This is a genomic window from Calothrix sp. CCY 0018 (assembly GCF_963920925.1).
Classification (GTDB): Bacteria; Cyanobacteriota; Cyanobacteriia; order Cyanobacteriales; family Nostocaceae; genus Rivularia.
Map to the genome: position 1 here is coordinate 177,324 of NZ_CAWUDI010000007.1, position 18,586 is coordinate 195,909.

An 18,586-nucleotide genomic window follows, 5' to 3' on the forward strand; every position below is an offset into this window, starting at 1 on the left:
TCCTAACTCCTAATTCCTAATTCCTAACTCCTAACTCTTTCCCCCCTTTCTCCTGCTAGAAGTAAAATATAATTCACAATCTTGCACCATTGTCGTTAAGCCCCGACACCCGCCTTGTAAGCCGGAGGCTTTCTCGCAGAGAAATCAATTTCAAGGCTGATATACAAAGTACGTTAAAACGTACTAAAATCCTTGTCCAGTCTGATTTATCAGACTTTGTGTATAAGCCGCTTAATTTATTCCAAGGCGGTTGTGATAGCTGACTGCAAATGGTGCAAGATGTAAGATATAAGTGACTTACGATTCCCAGAAAATGCCTAATTTAATTACCGATACTAAAAACTTACTTACCGATCTAATAGCTCGTTATTCTAAGAAAGTTGATTATTTAATGATTCGCCTTGAGGAAGCTGAGGGGGCTGACATCATATTGCGTGGCGATAAGGTGGAAACTCTTAGCGAATGTATTTCAGTTGGTGGACAAGTAAGGGCTTGTTATAAGGGTGGATGGGGATTAAGTAGCTTTAATAATCTTGCCACTATTGAAGACCGAATTCAAGAAGCGATCGCAGCAGCACGAATTGTCGGGGATGAGGAAACTATATTAGCTCCCATAAATCCGGTGCAGGCAGTATGTGAATTGCCTTTAACGGGTACCGATCCCAGAAATATATCTTTGAGTCAAAAGAAAGATTTGTGTGACAAATACACCGATTTGCTCAAAAGTATAGATCATCGCATTACTACCACCTCAGTACGTTATGGCGATAGCGCTCAAAAAGTAATTATTGCTACTAGTGAAGGCACTTTTATCGAGCAATCTTGGGTGGATATGGAAATGCGTTTTGCTGCTACCGCTAGAAATGGCGATACAGTTCAAACCGGAAGAGAAACTACAGGCTCTCGTAAAGCTTTTGAAGATTTAACTAGTTTAGATGAGCAAGTTACTAGCGCTGCACGTAGAGCAATAGAGGCTTTATCGCTACCTTCAGTCAAAGGCAATACTTATACTGTTGTCATCGATCCAGTTCTTACTGGCTTATTTGTTCACGAAGCTTTCGGACACCTTTCTGAAGCAGATATGGCTTATGAAAACCCGGATGTTTTGGAAGTAATGAGCCTGGGAAGAAGATTTGGTAATCAAGAATTACAGATTTTTGATGGTGCCGCACCGGAAGGACATCGCGGTAGTTATTATTATGATGATGAAGGAACCCCAGCAACCACTACTCAATTAATCAAAGATGGAATTTTAGTAGGAAGATTGCATTCACGCGAAACAGCAGGCAAATTAAACGAAACTCCTACCGGAAATTCTCGCTGTCTTAGTTATCAATACGCTCCCATAGTAAGAATGACAAATACCTGGATAGAAAGAGGAAAAACTCCCGTAAATGACTTATTTTCCGGAATAAAAGAAGGAGTTTACGCCAAAAACTGGCTGGGTGGAATGACTAACGGGGAAATGTTCACCTTTGGGGCTGGTGAAGCGTGGATGATTAGAAATGGTGAAATAGCCGAACCCGTTAAAGATGTCACCCTTTCCGGTAACGTGTTTCAAACTTTAAAAGATATCGAAGGCATCGGAGACGACTTCTACTGGGATGAATCCGGCGGTTGCGGAAAAGGCGGACAAAACGGTTTACCCGTAGGTTGCGGCGGCCCCAGTTTGAGGATAAAAGATGTAGTAGTAGGAGGGGAAGCGGGGTAAGGAGTTAGGAGTTAGGAGTTAGGAGTTGGTAGTTGGTAATTGGTAATTGATAATTGGTAACTGGAAATGACAACTTTTGCGAGAAGAAATGTAAATAAAATTCCACTTTTGGAAAGTGGAGATAGACTAACGCGCTATGAATTTGAACGACGTTATACCGCAATGCCCGATAATAAAAAAGCGGAATTAATTGAAGGAATCGTTTATATGGCATCACCATTACGCATAAGAAGTCATGGAGAACCTCATGCTAACCTGATTCTTTGGTTGGGAACTTATAAAATTACAGTTCCAGGTTTAATTTTAGGTGACAATTCTACAGTGCGTTTAGATTTAGACAACGAACCACAACCCGATGTTGTATTGTTAATAGATGAAAAATCGGGGGGACGAGCGCGTATTAGTGAAGATGATTATATAGAAGGGGCACCGGAGTTAGTCGCTGAAGTTGCTGCTAGTAGTGCATCTAATGATTTACACGACAAGAAAAATGCTTATCGTCGCAATGGTGTTTTAGAATATATTGTTTGGCAGGTTTTTGAAAACAAACTTGATTGGTTTTATTTACAAGATGGTGAATACGTATCATTAGAACCTGATACAGAAGGAGTTATTAAAAGTAAAATATTTCCTGGTTTATGGTTAGCTGCTTCCGCATTACTTACAGAAGATATGAACCAGGTTATTCAAGTTTTACAACAAGGTTTGAAAACAATTATCAATGAACAATGAACAGTGAACAGTGAACAGTTGAGATAAGCTTGTAAAAAGTTAAATAATTCACAACCTATAATTGATAATTGATAATTGTTTACTGTCTAAATATGGCGATATCTACTTGTTGCAATAACTTTTCTAGATTTGAATTATTATCTAAAACAATATCGGCTTTTTTCTTCTTTTGGGCTAAAGACATTTGACTGCTAATTCTTGCTTGCGCTTGTTCGGCGGTTAGCTGATTTCGCTGCATCAATCTTTCTAACTGCTGTTTTTCGGAACAAGTTACTACCCAAATTTCCGTTACCAAGTCTGTCATACCCGCTTCAAATAATAAAGGCACAACTGCGGCTAGAGTTTTTGCTGGTGTTTCTTTGATTGCCAGAGAAAGGCGATCGCTAACGTAGGGATGAATCAAGCTATCTATCCACAAGCGTTCTTCTTGCTGGTTAAAGATGATTTCACCTAACTTTTCTCGGTTAAGGCTACCATCAGCGAGTAAAATTTGCTCTCCGTGACGTTTGACTATTTGCTCTAGAAGCGGTGAATTAACGGCAACAGCTTCTCTAGCATAAATATCTGCATCTAAAATCGGTAGGTTATAAGCATTTGCCAAATAATCTGCAACAGTCGTTTTACCCGTAGCTATACCACCAGTTAAACCGATAACACGTTTCATATATAGAAAATTAGGAATGGGACTTGATTGATAACAATCTATTATCTACTAAAGATTCGCGATCGTCCCGAAATACAGTCTATCCCCATTCCCTTTTACCAATTACCAATTACCAGTTACCTCAAATTTCCTGCCCAATCAATAATTGCTTGAGTCAATCCTTCCAAGGTGTATTCAGAAGCTTCAACGTCTACTCTTCCAAAGTATTTTTGACAAGCTTTAGAAGTTTGAGGCCCTATGGAAGCAATACAAACTTCTTCTAAATAGTTAGATACTACAGATGGTTGATTATCTTCTGAATTATCTGAAAATATTTTTTCTGCTAATTGATTAAAAAACTTTACCGTCTTAGAACTAGCAAAAGTAATTACATCAATTGTTCCACTTTGCAAAGCTAATTCAGCAGCAACAGGTATATCATCAGGGCAGCAAGATTGATATGCTGCCACCTCCACAACTTCTGCTCCTTGATTTCTAAATTCTCTGACTAAATCTTCTCTTCCACCACTTTCTACTCTAGGAAATAAAACTTTTTTACCCGCAAGTTGTTCGGGAAAATGTTCGACTAGAGAATCGGCGATGAAATTAGGCGGAATAAAATCGGGCTGTAAACTATGATTTTTGAGACTTTGAGCGGTTTTCTCTCCAACAACAGCAATTTTTAAACTAGCCAAAGTTCGCACATCTTTTTCTAATGCTATTAATCTCTCAAAAAAGTAATTTATGCCGTTACTAGAAGTAAGAATTAACCAGTCGAATTCGGATAAATTAATAATTGCATTGTCTAAAGCCTCCCAACTTGAAGGAGGACAAATTTCTAATGCAGGCATTTCAATAACGTTAGCTCCAGTAGCTAAAATCATTTGAGCAAATTGACTCGATTGTCCCACCGAACGAGTAATTAGAACAGTTTTTCCACTTAAAGGTAAAGTGGTTGATACCGTTGCAGAAACTTGGGAAGATGAATTTAGTGGCATAGATTTTGGAGTGCAAAGCGTCTCTATGATAGGGAAGCATCTAACTACATAATTACATCTTCTCAGAAAACTTGGCATAGCTTACTACTTCTCCAATCACAATTACTGCCGGAGACAAACGCACCGTCTTTACTTGTTCCACAATTGTGGAACAATTAGCAATCCATATCTGTTGAGAGGCGGTACCAGCTTTACGAATAATTGCAACTGGAGTAAGCTTATTTTTCCCATATCTAATTAATTGCTGTATTATTTCACCGAGATGCTGTCCACCCATTAACAGTACCAAGGTATCTAACCTCGAAAGCGCTTCCCAATCGAGAATATCCGGTTGATGAGCGCTTAATACAGCGAAACATCTACTTACCTCTGCATCCGTAAGCGGAATCCCTGCAAGCAAAGGTGCAGCTAAAGCCGAAGAAATACCCGGAATCACTTCAAAATCACAGCCAGCAGTTTCTAAAGCTTGAATTTCCAATATGCAGCGACCAAAAATAAATGGATCTCCAGATTTCAGCCTTATAACAAGCCTTCCTTGCTGACAATATTTAACTAATAAATCATTAATTTCTGATTGAGGAGTACTTGGTAAACCACCGCGCTTACCTACATCAATTTTCACACAATCATCTGGTACTAATTCCAGCAATTGCTCGTTTACCAAAGCATCATAAATCAATACCTCGGCTTTAGCTAATAATCGATAAGCCTTCACCGTTAAATAATCAACATCTCCTGGCCCGGCACCTACAAGGTATACTTTACCATCAGGTTTCATAAGATTTTAACAACGGATGCTTTTGTTTTAGATTTTAGATTTTAGATTTTAGATTAGGGAGTTAAGAAGTAGGAGTTAGGAATTAGGAGTTAGGAATTTTCTCCCCATCTCCCCATCTCCCCATCTCCCTATCACCCCCTCCCCAATGCCCAATGCCCTATTTCCGATTTAATTTTTCTAACAACTGACTAACTTCTTCTGCTTTCTCAGGTTGACGCTTTTGTAATACTTCTTTAGCTTTTTGTAAATATTCAATTGCTTCCGATTGCTTATCTTGCTGCATATAAATTCGACTCAAACGTAAATAAGCATCAGCCTTTTTAGGTGCGCGTTCAATTACTTCTTTGTACTTTTCAATAGCATCTTCTACCTTTCCTTGTCTTAACAAAGAGTCCCCTAAAAGTAAGCGAACAACATCGTTACTTACATTAATAGAAGTTACTTGACGAAAAACTGCTTCTGCATTTTCATAATCTTTCTGCTGATATAAATCCAGTCCTTTTTGAAATAAATTAGAAGTTCTTAAAGTCTTCCAAGCAAAATAAATCAAAAGAGAAATACTTGAAATAACTATAACAGCAGGAATAATAGTGTTTAATTGCGGATTTTCTAGCATAGGTAAAAATAATAATAGTTAGGAATTAGGAGTTAGGAGTTAGGAGTTAGGAGTTAGGAGTTAAAAAACTAAGAGGATGTTTTAAAAGTCAATAAAAATACTAAAAACCTCTCTCCTACGAGGAGAGAGACTTTTAATCCCCCATTCCCTCGTAGGGAAGGGGTAGGGGGTTAGGTTTCCAAAATGCTGTAGGTAAAACATAATCCTTCTAAAACATCCTCTAAAAATCTTATTTAGTCATCTTAAGATGACTTTCGCTGTTAGCCGGGGAATGCAATTCCCCGGTAGATGTGAAGAAATATTAGTAAGTTTTAACCTAACAAACAAGAAATAGGAAAAATCAAATATTCAAGATAAAACAACTTCCAAATAAACTTGTAAGCACTTGTGATCGAACTTTTATCTTGTAAATCGGTTTGCTGAGTGCGCCACCACATGAAACCTAATATTACAACATGAACCGATACGACAAATATTGAATTCACCCCTGCAAAGCCCAGCAGCCCTAACAAAATCATCCCAGCGTAACAAGCAGTTAGCAGCCAGCGAGAGAGATTAAAAACAGTTTCCTTGCCTAACTTTATAGTGAAAGTGGTGATATTGTACTGGCGATCGCCTTCCATATCGGGAATATCTTTAAAGATTGCGATCGCGATTGTAAATACCAAAATAAATGCTGTTAGAGCATATACGGTAAGTGGAATTGATTGTTTGGCTTGCAGTACCCAAGAGAAATGCAGAAATAATCCTAAATTAACAATTGCTCCTCGTACTGAAAAAATACAAATTGCGGCCCAAAAAGGAAATCGTTTTAAACGAATTGGCGGTAAAGAATAAGCCGTGCCGATAGCTAAACTAATAGCCACCATTCCAAATAAAAAAGGCCCTGAAAACCAAGATAACGAGAGAGCTAAAATACCCGTAGTAATTACGATAATTTCTCCCGTGCGTTGCGTAAACTCCCCAGAAGCAACGGGTAAATGCGGTTTATTAATCTTGTCAATTTCTACATCTTGCAGTTGATTAAGTCCAACAATATAGACATTTCCTAACAAACAAGCTACCCAAGCACCAACAACAGACACCAAGGAATAAGAATTTGGGAATGGAAAATTAGTATTACTTAAAGCAACAGCAATTATATACACTCCCAAAACGCTCAAACTCGTACCATAAATTGTATGAGGACGAGAAAACTTCCAAAAAGCGTAAAGCCAATTACTTTGCAACCCTGTTTGTGAAACTTGACTCATGATGATTTTGGATTTTAGATTTTAGATTTTAGATTTTAGATTAAATCGGGCATTGGGCATTGGGCATGGGAGATGGGTAATTGGTAATTGGTAATTGGGCATAAGAATTAAAAACTCCCCTTGTCCCCTTGTCCCCTTGTCCCCCTCTACCCCCTCACTCCTTACTCCCAACCAGCAAACCAAATTTAATCAAACCACTTTCATAGCCTTTACGCATTAAACCCAAACTCATTGCCCCTTGAATGGTTTTCCAACCAGCACGCAGTAAACCGAAAAATGCTTTAGGTGTAAATGCGGAATCAATTACCACATTCCAGAAAGGTGCTACAGCTTCCGACCAATCCGCCGTGCGAATATTCTGTAAAGGTAGTAAGCAGGCGATCGCTTCATAATCTGCTAAGGAAATTACGTATGGTAAGCAATAAACCTCATAAATCTGCTCTAAATGCTTTTTTTCTTCTGCACTTAAAGGGGATTCATCCGTGGAACGATGACACCATGTCACCAAAATCAACTTTCCACCCGGCTTAAGTACTCGGTAGCATTCTTGCATCAATCTGTTTTTATCCGGCATATGCTCGCCGCTTTCCAAAGACCAAACTAAATCGAAACTGTTGTCCTCGAAGGGCATATTTAAGGCATCTGCTACTTGAAAATTAGTTCTATCCTGTAAACCAAATTCAACAGCCCGTTCAGAAGCCCTTTGTGCCTGTACCGGACTCAAAGTTATACCAGTAGCCGCAGCGTTGAACTTCTGGGCTAAATACAAAGAACTTCCACCGATACCGCAACCCACATCTAAAATATTCTCGGCTTGCTGTACCTGTGCCCATTGCAGCAATTCCTCAATCAAATCAATTTGTGCTTGACGGCGGTTTTTCTGTTGCTTACCATCCGCACCATAATAACCGTGGTGCATATGCTCCCCCCATATATCTTCCCAAAGTCCGGAAGAAGCATCGTAGAACTGCTGAATTTGCTGGCTTAGTGTTGCACTCATGAGTAAAGCAATGTGTTTTGACTGTAGGAAAATAAAAAAACATATATTGGTAGGCTACCATGAGTATTTTTAATTAGAGCGGGATGTTTTGTTTCTATAAGGAAAAATACTCCATCCGCAATAAGATGGAATCATTCCTAATTTTCGCTTTATATGACTGCTGCTAATTTCAGATTTAATTTGAATAAGCCCCTTGCTTTCAAACAGGAGATAATAAGCGTAAATTCCCAAATTAAGGAGTCTTAAATTTAAAATCAAAAAGCTGCAAACCCCTTCTTTTAATAGGAAAACAGCATAATCCAAAATCTAAAATCTAAAATCTAAAATCTAAAATCCAAAATTGATATGACCGCTTCTCAAAAAATTTGCTTTGGCTTTGTAGCAGTTATTACTGTAGGAACTTTCCTATTGATGATGCCTTTTTCTACAGCTACAGGTACGTGGAATAGTCCAATAGTGGCTTTTTTTACAGCAACTTCAGCCGTTTGCGTAACGGGTTTGGCAGTCGCAGATACTGGTACTTATTTTTCCTTTTGGGGTCAGTTGTTCATTATGTTACTCGCACAAGTGGGCGGGTTGGGCTACATGACATTTACAACCTTCCTAATTATGTTGACTGGGCGTAGATTCGATCTAAGACATAAAATTGCCATTCAACAAGCTTTAGATCGGCGACAAATGGAAGGTAGCGGTAATATTATTCGTTCCATTATCGCCGTCACATTATTTTTTGAAATCACCGGAATATTTTTATTACTTATTGTATTTGTTCCCGATTTTGGCTGGGATAAAGGAATGTGGCTGGCAATTTTTCACAGCGTTAGTGCTTGGAATAATGCCGGTTTTAGCTTGTTTTCAAATAGCTTGGTTGATTACAATTATTCAGCTTTATTAGTGTTTACGATTTCTGGTTTAGTTATCTTCGGAGGAATTGGATATCAAGTAATTTTAGAAATCTTTTTTGGGTTGCGCGATCGCCTACGCAGAAAACAGCGCAATATAGTGCTATCACTTGATTACAAAGTTGCGGTTAGTACATCAATATTTTTCTTGTTTTTAGGAACCTTGGCCTTCTTTTTGGTAGAGGTCAGAAATACTGAAACCATAAGGAATCTCAGTTTACGCAGCCAATTTCTAGCAGCTTGGTTTCAATCTATGACTACCAGAACTGCTGGTTTCAATAGCATTGATATTGGTGCTATGACAAATGCCGGACTTTTTATTACTATTGCTTTTATGTTTGTAGGAGCAAGCCCAGGAGGTACTGGAGGTGGAATGAAAACTACCACTATTCGAGTACTTACTAGTTGTACTAAATCAATTCTTCAAGGTAAACAAGAAGTCTTACTTTACGAACGCCGCATCGCTGTATCTTTAATATTAAAAGCCGTCGGTGTGGTAGTTGGTTCTGTAACTGCTGTAATTATCTGCACTATTTTAATATCAATTACAGATCCCACATTTGACTTTATCCAAATTTTGTTTGAAGTAGTTTCAGCTTATGCAACTGTAGGGCTTTCCACAGGCATAACTGGCGATTTTTCTATTTGGGGCAAATTAATATTAATCCTGACTATGTATATGGGAAGAGTTGGTGTTTTACTGTTAATGTCCGCCGTACTTGGCGACCCCAAACCCACTAATATTCATTATCCCGAAGAAAATTTACTTGTGGGATAATTGTCTACAAAAAGTTCTCAGTTTACGGTTGTTTAGGATTGATAATTGTTTATAGCTGTAAACCGTTAAATGCCCATCAAATCTATGGCTGAATGTCACAAATAATAGATATTCATAATTAAACTAAAAATTTAGATAAATATATTGTTATTAATTACTTTTTATGCTAAGTTTCTTGTTGAAAAACTATAAAAAGTAATTGTAACAAGTACGTTACAGCAAATATGTAAAATCTAAATTCTATCGATCGCAAATGATAAAATAAGTACAGTCGGGCAAAAAAATGATTTTAAAGTTATTGGTTATGACCGATTTTTTAAATTATACAAACACTGTAATAATTAAGGATCAAAACAGTGAATCTGTCCTCATTAGGGTTTTTTCGTTCTTTAAATAAAAGCAATCAGCAATTCGCGGTGATTGGCTTAGGACGTTTTGGTCGTTCTGTTTGCTCAACTTTACATAGATTAGGTTATGAAGTATTAGCAACAGATATTGATGAAAAGCGTGTTTCTCAAGCCTTAACAGAAGAAATAACTGGTCATGCTTTACAGTTAGATTCAACAGAACCAGCTGCACTCAAAGAAGCAGGTATTTTTGAGTTTGATACTGTAATCATCGCAATCGGTAACTATATTCAAGAAAGTATTATCACAACTTTAAACGTCAAAGAAGGTGGCGTAAAAAACGTAGTAGCCAAAGCTTCCAGCGAAGTTCACTGTAAATTATTACGAAAAGTTGGCGCAGACAGAGTTGTTTTTCCCGAACATGAAGCCGGTTCTGCTTTAGCACAAACACTTACAAAACCCGCCATATTAGATACATTCGACCTCGATCCCGATAACAGTATTGTTGAAATAGCCATACCCGATGAATTTGATGGTAAAACAGTTGCCGAACTACAGCTTCGCAACCGCTATGGGTTAAATGTATTAGCAATAAGCAATAGACACGATGGTGTTGATGATGAAAAATTTATCATTAATCCAGACCCCCACAAGCGTTTTGAAAAAGGTTCAACAATGGTAGTAATTGGTCATAATAAAGATATAGACCGTTTGCCGATTTAGTATTTTGAAGTCGAAGGATTAGGGAGCTGAAAGCAGGGAGTAGAAACAGAAAAATATACAGGTAATAGAGACAAATTTTGTTTAATTACTTTGTAATTTATAGTAGTTCCAATTCCTAACTCCCTACTCCCTATTCCCTATTGCCCATTCCCCATTCCTAACCATAAGCTTCCCAAGATAAATCGATTAATCCATCTAAAATTGCTGCTGCTACCGTCGCCCCACCTTTACAACTTTTGATTGTAATATTGGGTATTGAAAATTCGTTTAAACTTTGTTTGATTGAATTCATATCAATAAACTTTGGGGGTGTAGCAATTATTAAAACAGGTCTAATTTTGTCCGCTTTAATTAAATCCAATAACGTTGTTAGGGCTGTTGTTGCTTGCCCCACTACAAAAATGCCCTCTGGATAACGCTTAGCTAAAGTTTCCATTCCCCAAGCAGCAAGAGTTTTTTCTTTCTGAGGACGAGTTTGAGCTTCTACAGCAGAATATACTGGATTAGCAAAAGTATTTTGTACTACTCGTGCAATACCAGCTTGTATGGGAGCATCATCTACAACAATACTGCTCCGCGATGCTAATGCTGCTGCTGAAGCTTGCAAAGCACGTTCGGAAAATTGAATCAAAGATTTATACTCAAAGTCACCAGTTGCGTAAATAACTCTTCTCACAATTTCGTACTCTGCCGGTGAAAAATGGCAATTTTCCTGTTTAAAGCTATCATCACCTGAGTGCATAAGAGCTAAAAAACCACCAATTTCTTTATCTATGGTGGCTAAACTTTGAGCATCCGTTAAGTGCCATTCCATCTTCTGCTTCCCTGGTATCAATTATCAATTATCAATTATCAATTATCAATCTTCATTCACAAGCTGTAGAAAATTAATTTTTGCGTGTTTATAAGAAGAATGTACAGAACAGACTAGTCTTATACAATCTTATACAAATAGGACTTAGAGTTAAAAGTTAAATCAAGAATTTATAACTCCTAACTCCTAAATTTTAACTCCTAACTCCCAATTCCTAACTCCGTGAGCTAAATTATGTTTCCGAAGGAGTGGAACGATTGAGAACAGGAGTCAAGTAAGCAACCAAAACTCCAATTAGAAAACCGGAAATATTGCGAACCAAAGGTAGCCAATCAGAAGTACGAGTCACCACAGGACCAATTCCGAAAGCAATAAACAAAATTCCCCACAAAGGAGAAAAGATTAATGCCCATTGCCAAGCAACAACTTGCCCTTCTTCTCTGGGTTGAGCTGCAAAACCGCAAATAACTCCACCAATAACCGAAGTAATTAAAGTAAGAATCCACTGTTCCCGTGGTAATCCTGGAACAACATTACAGCCACCTTGACGCAAACAACCTTCTACAGTTTGTAAAGCTTGAATAATAGCTCCATCTTCACCTTTTTCTCGTACAAAATATAAGTTTCCGAAACGAGTTTGTAATTCTATCCAAAAAGTGCGCGGTAGCAATTCATAAACATCATCTCCCACCGCAAAACTGAGAATATTACCACCACGAGAATCAGCTACAAGTAAAATGCTGTGGTCATTCAAACCCCAAAACTTGATTACCGCTCTACCTGGAGTTCGGTCATACTGAGTGAGTACTCGCAACTGCCAACCAGTTTCCTCTTCAAAATCGTTAAGTTCTTTAACTAAGTTTTCTTTTTGAACAACATTAAGAGCTTTGCCTAAATCTACAACTGGTGTAACTTCGTCGGGCAGCAATTCTGGATTGTCGTAAGCATATGCCGGACTCGAATTTGTTATCCAAATCGAGCCAGCTAAAAATAATACCGTCAAAAATGTGAAAAATTTTCGCCAAAAACTATTATGCATGGGCTTTTTATATAAATTTCAACACTGAAATTGAGCAAATTGTTTCTAAAGGTAAGAAAAATTATGATAGCTCTTTACACTTTGTAACCTTATTCTAATTTATTTTACGTTCAACTCAGCATAACGTTCGCTGATAACGTCAATTATTACAGCTACAATCTCTCTGAGAACTCGATCCTGTGCTAAAAGCAAGCCAAAGCAGACTTGATAGACTGATTATCTAAAATTATTTGAATAAAATATAAAGCGGTTTTCAGTTGGGTGCAATACAGGCTCAACCTAGGCTGTTGACTTTGATAGAATTTCTCCGTTTTTATTCATACAGTTTTTATGTCGGTAACAACCATAATCTTTTTCCCTCACCCCGCCTCCGGCACCCCTCTCCCAAGCTTGGGAGAGGGGAAGGGGGAGAGGGCAATATCTTGAACACCAACACGTTTTTTGCATGAATAGTTTGCTGAGCTATGGTAGCCGTAATTATTAAACCAACCTTTGAAAATATTGAAAATTATTAAAATAGCCGATAAAACAAGCTACTGGTTTTCACCATCTTTTATTTTCAGTACGGGGGTTTGATTTTCCTTTAAACCAACAAGTTGAGAGCAACCTAATTCAAAAGCAAATTCTACGTCTTCCCCTGCTGCTAAAGCATCGTAAAACGCAACAGCAAAATTAATCGCGGCTTTATCCCCAATTGCTTGATTCATCCCAACTACATAGTTAATATGTTGACTAATAGCTTCGGCTTGTACTTCTGAATAACAAGCGTTTAGCACCACACATTCCACACCTTTTTTGGCAAATAGTTTAAACAAACTTGCCAAAGTCTCTGCTTCTACAAAAGCTGTCATTCCGGTTTCATCTTCGAGAAGAATACCATCTTCTCCTGCACCATGTCCGCAGAAGTGAATAATCTGGGGTTGAGTATCTAAAATTGCTCGGTAGAAGTCTCGTTGACGCACCGCTAATTTCATCTCTAATTTGAATTGCTCTCGCTTATTAGCACGTCGCAATCCTTCATCAATTTCTCGGATTTCCTCTTCTAGTCGGAGTCTGGAGGTATTTTTAGGGTTTGCTGCGAGAATTAAAATTGTTTTTATATTAGTGCTATTACTTGTTTTCGAGGTATATTTTTGTTTATTTAATTGGGCAATTTCTTGGGTGACTTTATCCCGTTCCCTTTCAGCTTCTTGAATCTGCTTGTCTAGTTGGAAAATAACTGCTGCACTTGTTTCGATTGCTTTAGCTGTTCGCAAACGAATTATCTTATCTTCTAGTAAATCCTGGATTTTTTGTAGTTCGTTGAGTTTGTGGTGTGAGGGCATTAGTTAGTTTATTGTTGGAAATTGCTAAATACTATCTGGATCGATATTTAATTCTCGCAACTTGCAGCCAATTTTTCTGCTTGTTCTTCTGGTGTGGGAACTAACTTTCCTTCTGGTGTAAAATATCGCAATAGTCCTTCGTGAATACCCAGGTATAACTCTAACTGTCTACTCCACAAATATCCTTGTTCGTTAGGTTGTAAAGGTTCGTATTCACCATCGACTAAATGAAATCCGGCAAATTCTAGACCATCTTCTGCGATCGCTTGGGATATATCTACTTCTTTGGCTAGGGACATGGCTAAGACTGGGAAGGTACTATGGGCTTATCTTAGCGCTAGGATGTAGAGCGATCGCATTAGCCGAATCGAAGTCAGGGAACCGTTCGGCTTTTACACCTACCAGGCTACCCTAACTCGGTTTGATTTTTGGATGCCGTTACCAACATCACTGGAGCAGGTCTGGACTCTTCTACTGTACGCCCAACAGATTCCCATCTGGCAGTTCTGACAAACGAAGAGCGCTCGCAGCCGAAACCACAACCCGAAACCCGATGTTGTTGTTCTGGTTGTCCGGTTCGTTCCTGTTACGATTCGCCGAACGGCAATTCGTCGGATTGTTGTTCCAAGAACCGCCGCGCAGCATCCGGAAGTGCCTACCTAGTCTGTTGAATTTGATAGAATTTATCGGTTTTTATTCATACAGTTTTTATGTCGGTAACAACCATAATCTTTTTCCCTCACCCCGCCTCCGGCACCCCTCTCCCAAGCTTGGGAGAGGGGAAGGGGGAGAGGGCAATATCTTGAACACCAACACGTTTTTTGCATGAATTTTTATGCTTAAAAAATGTACAGAGTCAACAGCCTAGTGCCTGCCCCATCTTCACTCTCTTGTAAAAACAACAGATGTGAATATCTTTTGACGCAATCGCCAGGTATCCCCATGTGCTAAATGGGCTAGCCATATTTCTTTACTCTTAATTGCTCTTTGACAAAGTGGTCTAAGCTATTAAGATAGACATTCGCAAAGAATTGACTCGTAAGGTTGCCAATCGGTAATCCTATTCTGCGCTGTAAAGGTAATAGTAAATCATCGCCATGGTGTCAGTGATAAGGGGAAAGCAGCATGATAAGCCAAATACAGATGTGCTTCTCCAAAGCGTTTGGCAAAATATTCGATTTGTCGATAGGCAATTTCAGGTTTAGTTTTGCTCATTTAAAGTTAGTTGTTAAGTAGATGGGTAAGATTAAATATAATATAGTGCGTCATTGCACGAAGCAATCTTAACCATATACTGCGATTGCGTCGTCGTTCCTCCTCGCAATGACATCTTAAGTACCGGGAGCAAAATTAATTGTGTACTGTCATTGCGAGGAACGAAGCAATCGCAGAATGTAGGGTGTGTTACAGCACTAAGGATTTGATAATTTCGATCAATTGGCGGGTTGCTGTAAGCCTCTCTCCTTGCAGGAGAGAGGTTTGGAGAGAGGTCTTTTTCCTAACCAGAAATGTCTATTTTTTGCGTCCCTCAAAATTGGTAGGTCGTCCACACAGTACACTAATAGCATCTTGCAAACCCGCTTGGCTGAATTCAAACATGGGGATAAGGCTAGATATTTCATTTGCTGTTGTACCCAACCAACGTTTTTTCGGCATCGGATTTAGCCAAGCAATATGACGTACCTGTTGTTGCAACTGGGTAAGAAATTCTTGAGTTAATTGGTAGCGTTCCTCGCTGTAACCACCACGAGCAGCACCAGCATCACTGAAAACTAATACAGTCGTGCGCTCAGAGCAAACATAAGTTAAAATATCGCGGAATAATTCCCCTCGCTGATGATAAGAGTCCCGGTAAAGATATTCAACAGGACAATTGTGAAAGTAGTAAATTCCAGTTCTGCCCAAACGACCACCACCCAAGGCAGTTTCTGCTAATCTCTGTGATAGAGCGTGAAAAGGCATCATCGAACCGTCTTGATCAATTAATAACAGCAATTCTGCCCGATTTACTCGACTTGGAATCAATATTGGTTCGAGCAATATACCGTTGTGTCCAATATGGTTAATCGTCGCTTCCACATCCAACTCCGTAGGTTTCCCCTCACGTACCCGACGGCGTAAATACCGCCAAATTTGTTTCATTTGCCGTTGGGTAACAGGAAAAAAATCACCCTTCAAATGCCCGCTGCTAGCTAGTAAAACTGATTTTACTACTTGTGCCTCATCATTAGTCTGTGGTGGAGTAGAAGCAGGGGGATTTGGAGTACGTTTTTGCTTGCGTTTAGATAACCAATTACACACCCAGCGATAAAGTAAATATTCAAAAGTTATAGCTGTGAGGAATAGAATAATCCAAATAATCAAATTAATCTGCTTTGTAGTTAGGATTGGTTTTGCTGTTGCTATTGGTGTTGCTGTTGGTGTGGGATTTTCTGGCTGGGTTGGAGTTTGAGGTAGTTTTGGCTCTGGTGTTGCGGTTAGAGTCGGTGTTGGGGTTGGCTGTATGGTTGGTGGTTTTTGCCTTACTCGAATACCAAAAATAATTCCAACTCCTAACATCCCTAAAATGACAACAGAAGCAATAGGATAAATTTGACGCAGCCAAGATTTATTTACAGTTTCCGATACAGGTGCAACTGCATCACTACCGATCGCTTGCTCAAAGTGATAATCAAATATAGATTTTTCTTCAGTAGATTTAACCCACAAAGTTTGACACAAACGTTTCAAAGCAGCCTTGTCAGTAATGCCAAACCCACCTTGCAAAGACCGCAAAACTAAACGATACTCATCAATACCGAGTGGTAAACCTGCTTCTCTTAACCTGGTGAAGAGTTCCTGTAGGGGTAGTTCGTTCACTTAAGAACCCTTTAAATAACGTACATGATCTTGCCAACTCTTCAACAACACCCCTGCATAAGGCAATTTACCATCTAGTTTCTTCAAAACCTCATCTTCTGGATACCGTTTTAAAACCCGAAACCAATCAATTAATTCACTAGTACTAACTTTCTTCCCCGCTTCTCCTTTATCTTTCCCCATCTCATCCCGCAACTTCAAAAACCGAATTACGGCTTTTGCTACTAACGGCTGCCCAGAATTGGGAAAGTGAGAATTAATAATTTCTATCAATCGTTCGGGGGTAGGAAATTCTACATAATGAAATAAACATCTCCTCAAGAAAGCATCTGGTAAATCTTTCTCATCGTTGCTGGTAATAAAAACTATCGGTGCAGCTTTTGCTGGAATTTCTTCTCCAGTTTCATCAACAATAAACTTTTGCTGATCGAGTTCCAATAATAAATCGTTGGGAAAATCAATGTCAGCTTTATCAATTTCATCAATTAGCACTACCGTGCGCTGACTGTTCTGAAAAGCACGTCCCAGAGGTTTCCATTGCACGTAGGTAGCGGGATTATTAATACGAGGAATATCCTCATCTTTAATTATCCTACCTGCGGCAGCAAGTTGAGCATCCCGCAAGCGAGTCACTGCATCATAGCTATACAAACCATCTTTTGCTTGACTGGTAGATTTGATATACCAAGCTTCAAGTGGTAAACGAAGTTCGTAAGCCACAGCACGCGCCAATCTGGTTTTACCACATCCCGGTTCCCCTTTGAGTAGTAAAGGACGTTCCAGGTAAATAGCTAGGTTTACTGCTTCGATTAATTCCTCATAAGGTAAATAAGGATATAGTAACTGCCCATTGGTATCTCGTTCTCCCCACTGGGGTTGCACCTTTCCTGTATATTCAAGTTGGTTGTGACTTAGTGTTTCAGCCATCTGTCTTTTTCTTCATACCAGTTACAGTTACACAGGTGACAGATTTCTAACATTGCTAGCTCTGGAATCCCATTTTCACTATTGTCTAATATTTCTTGAACTAATTCATTTACTAATTTATTTTCTGTATTATTAATCGCTTCTAAAAGAGGCAATTTATCAAATTCAATTTCTACTGTTTCAATCCAATCATTTAAAATCTGATTACCAAAGGGAGTAATCGATGGTAATTTAATCGGAATTTTCGGTTCCCAGTTTGGCTCCAGTTTTTCCACAAACAAGGTATTTTGCGTACCCATAAAACCTTCATAATCTACTAAAAACATCAATAGCTGATACTCAGCAGATACAACCTTCCGTGCCAGACTAGCTAATGGTAGCCAAAACTCTTGAATTAGCTCCTGTAAATACTCCTGGGGCATACAATCGACATCGTGGAACACCAAAATCACATTTTGAGTTTGCCAGCAGCCATAAACTTGTTCAACAATCTCTGAGGGTGTGGGGTGTTTTCCTCTTAAACCTACTCTATCTCCTAATTCTCGCCATAAAGCATTAATATCCCTTCTACGCCCGATGCGGTTGAGTTGGACTCCGATCGACTTACTTGTAATACCGTGGCGAATATGTTGAGTAATTAATCGATTCAGTAACCAACGTTGTGCATAATCTGGTGAACCATGTAGCAGAAAAGTTGCGATCGATTGGGCTTTGAGAAATTTTTTAAATGAAAGTACTTGTTCGCGATAACCAAGTTTTAATAATGCATGATATAAATCGCAACTAGTATTTGATATATTTTGATTTTCAATCTCTTGTTTTAACTTATCCCGTTCTGCTTCGGCTTGTTCAATATCCTTTTCCACTTTGAAGATAGCTAAAGCATCTGTCTGTGTAACCTTAGCCATCCGTAAGTGTAATATCTTCTCCTCTACCAAATCGAGTATTTTTTGCAGTTCTTCACATTGATTCATGTCGAGCAAGTAACAGGAGATTTCGTTGTATTTATTGTTGTAATAGATTTTGGTAGTGTTTAACTACAATAGACATCGCAGGAATTGAAAAGACCCCTCTCCAAACCTCTCCCCCACTGGGGGAGAGGCTTAAAACCCCCATTCCCTCATAGGGAAGGGGGGTAGGG

General features: G+C 38.8%; 18 protein-coding genes and 2 pseudogenes. 4 read left to right on the forward strand and 16 right to left on the reverse strand.

The window, feature by feature from the left end; genetic code table 11:
- Positions 1–313: 313 nt before the first annotated feature.
- Positions 314–1,711, forward strand: a complete 1,398-nt coding sequence (locus ACM03V_RS07500) for a TldD/PmbA family protein (protein ID WP_414620167.1) — start codon at positions 314–316, stop codon at positions 1,709–1,711.
- 66 nt (positions 1,712–1,777) lie between these two features.
- The gene (locus ACM03V_RS07505; RefSeq protein WP_414620137.1) at positions 1,778–2,443 is read left to right on the forward strand and encodes a Uma2 family endonuclease; all 666 of its coding nucleotides are present in this window, start codon (positions 1,778–1,780) and stop codon (positions 2,441–2,443) included.
- Positions 2,444–2,522: 79 nt separating this feature from the next.
- On the opposite strand, the gene coaE is transcribed toward ACM03V_RS07505, so the two are convergent.
- The 6 genes from coaE to ACM03V_RS07535 all read right to left on the reverse strand — a co-directional run bounded on the left by coaE (position 2,523) and on the right by ACM03V_RS07535 (position 7,731).
- The gene (coaE, locus tag ACM03V_RS07510; protein WP_414620138.1) at positions 2,523–3,107 is read right to left on the reverse strand and encodes a dephospho-CoA kinase; all 585 of its coding nucleotides are present in this window, start codon (positions 3,105–3,107) and stop codon (positions 2,523–2,525) included.
- A 116-nt stretch (positions 3,108–3,223) separates the two neighbouring features.
- Positions 3,224–4,084, reverse strand: coding sequence for a uroporphyrinogen-III synthase (locus tag ACM03V_RS07515; RefSeq protein ID WP_414620139.1), 861 nt, complete (start codon positions 4,082–4,084; stop codon positions 3,224–3,226).
- A 52-nt stretch (positions 4,085–4,136) separates the two neighbouring features.
- On the reverse strand, positions 4,137–4,862 hold the full coding sequence (gene cobA / locus ACM03V_RS07520) for a uroporphyrinogen-III C-methyltransferase (RefSeq protein ID WP_414620140.1): 726 nt from the start codon (positions 4,860–4,862) through the stop codon (positions 4,137–4,139).
- Between the two features lie 157 nt (positions 4,863–5,019).
- On the reverse strand, positions 5,020–5,478 hold the full coding sequence (locus ACM03V_RS07525; protein WP_414620141.1) for a tetratricopeptide repeat protein: 459 nt from the start codon (positions 5,476–5,478) through the stop codon (positions 5,020–5,022).
- A 311-nt stretch (positions 5,479–5,789) separates the two neighbouring features.
- Positions 5,790–6,731, reverse strand: a complete 942-nt coding sequence (locus ACM03V_RS07530; RefSeq protein WP_414620142.1) for a homogentisate phytyltransferase — start codon at positions 6,729–6,731, stop codon at positions 5,790–5,792.
- 154 nt (positions 6,732–6,885) lie between these two features.
- Positions 6,886–7,731 (reverse strand): methyltransferase domain-containing protein, encoded by an 846-nt coding sequence (locus ACM03V_RS07535; RefSeq protein ID WP_414620143.1) that lies wholly within the window; start codon positions 7,729–7,731, stop codon positions 6,886–6,888.
- A 345-nt stretch (positions 7,732–8,076) separates the two neighbouring features.
- On the opposite strand from ACM03V_RS07535, the gene ACM03V_RS07540 reads away from it, so the two are divergent.
- Together ACM03V_RS07540 and ACM03V_RS07545 are read left to right on the forward strand one after the other, a co-directional pair.
- On the forward strand, positions 8,077–9,411 hold the full coding sequence (locus tag ACM03V_RS07540) for a TrkH family potassium uptake protein (protein WP_414620144.1): 1,335 nt from the start codon (positions 8,077–8,079) through the stop codon (positions 9,409–9,411).
- 356 nt (positions 9,412–9,767) lie between these two features.
- Positions 9,768–10,481: a potassium channel family protein gene (locus tag ACM03V_RS07545; RefSeq protein WP_414620145.1), complete on the forward strand. Its 714-nt coding sequence runs from the start codon at positions 9,768–9,770 to the stop codon at positions 10,479–10,481.
- Positions 10,482–10,638: 157 nt separating this feature from the next.
- On the opposite strand, the gene ACM03V_RS07550 is transcribed toward ACM03V_RS07545, so the two are convergent.
- The 10 genes and pseudogenes from ACM03V_RS07550 to ACM03V_RS07595 form a co-directional block, all read right to left on the reverse strand.
- Complete coding sequence (locus ACM03V_RS07550) at positions 10,639–11,295, reverse strand: precorrin-8X methylmutase (RefSeq protein ID WP_414620146.1); 657 nt, start codon at positions 11,293–11,295, stop codon at positions 10,639–10,641.
- Positions 11,296–11,527: 232 nt separating this feature from the next.
- Positions 11,528–12,334: a TPM domain-containing protein gene (locus tag ACM03V_RS07555; protein ID WP_414620147.1), complete on the reverse strand. Its 807-nt coding sequence runs from the start codon at positions 12,332–12,334 to the stop codon at positions 11,528–11,530.
- A gap of 533 nt (positions 12,335–12,867) precedes the next feature.
- Positions 12,868–13,659, reverse strand: a complete 792-nt coding sequence (locus ACM03V_RS07560) for a CHAT domain-containing protein (RefSeq protein ID WP_414620148.1) — start codon at positions 13,657–13,659, stop codon at positions 12,868–12,870.
- 24 nt (positions 13,660–13,683) lie between these two features.
- Positions 13,684–13,907: pseudogene (locus ACM03V_RS07565) on the reverse strand (Uma2 family endonuclease); the annotation flags it as partial.
- Between the two features lie 223 nt (positions 13,908–14,130).
- Positions 14,131–14,304 (reverse strand): SUMF1/EgtB/PvdO family nonheme iron enzyme, encoded by a 174-nt coding sequence (locus ACM03V_RS07570; protein WP_414620149.1) that lies wholly within the window; start codon positions 14,302–14,304, stop codon positions 14,131–14,133.
- Between the two features lie 317 nt (positions 14,305–14,621).
- Positions 14,622–14,756: pseudogene (locus tag ACM03V_RS07575) on the reverse strand (RNA-dependent DNA polymerase); the annotation flags it as partial.
- On the reverse strand, positions 14,749–14,874 hold the full coding sequence (locus ACM03V_RS07580) for a hypothetical protein (protein WP_414620150.1): 126 nt from the start codon (positions 14,872–14,874) through the stop codon (positions 14,749–14,751). The pseudogene ACM03V_RS07575 and the gene ACM03V_RS07580, both read right to left, overlap by 8 nt.
- Before the next feature lie 297 nt (positions 14,875–15,171).
- Positions 15,172–16,518, reverse strand: a complete 1,347-nt coding sequence (locus ACM03V_RS07585) for a hypothetical protein (protein WP_414620151.1) — start codon at positions 16,516–16,518, stop codon at positions 15,172–15,174.
- Positions 16,519–17,445 (reverse strand): AAA family ATPase, encoded by a 927-nt coding sequence (locus tag ACM03V_RS07590; RefSeq protein WP_414620152.1) that lies wholly within the window; start codon positions 17,443–17,445, stop codon positions 16,519–16,521.
- Positions 17,430–18,419: a hypothetical protein gene (locus tag ACM03V_RS07595; protein WP_414620153.1), complete on the reverse strand. Its 990-nt coding sequence runs from the start codon at positions 18,417–18,419 to the stop codon at positions 17,430–17,432. Before ACM03V_RS07595 ends, ACM03V_RS07590 begins: the two co-directional genes overlap by 16 nt.
- Between the last annotated feature and the right edge of the window lie 167 nt (positions 18,420–18,586).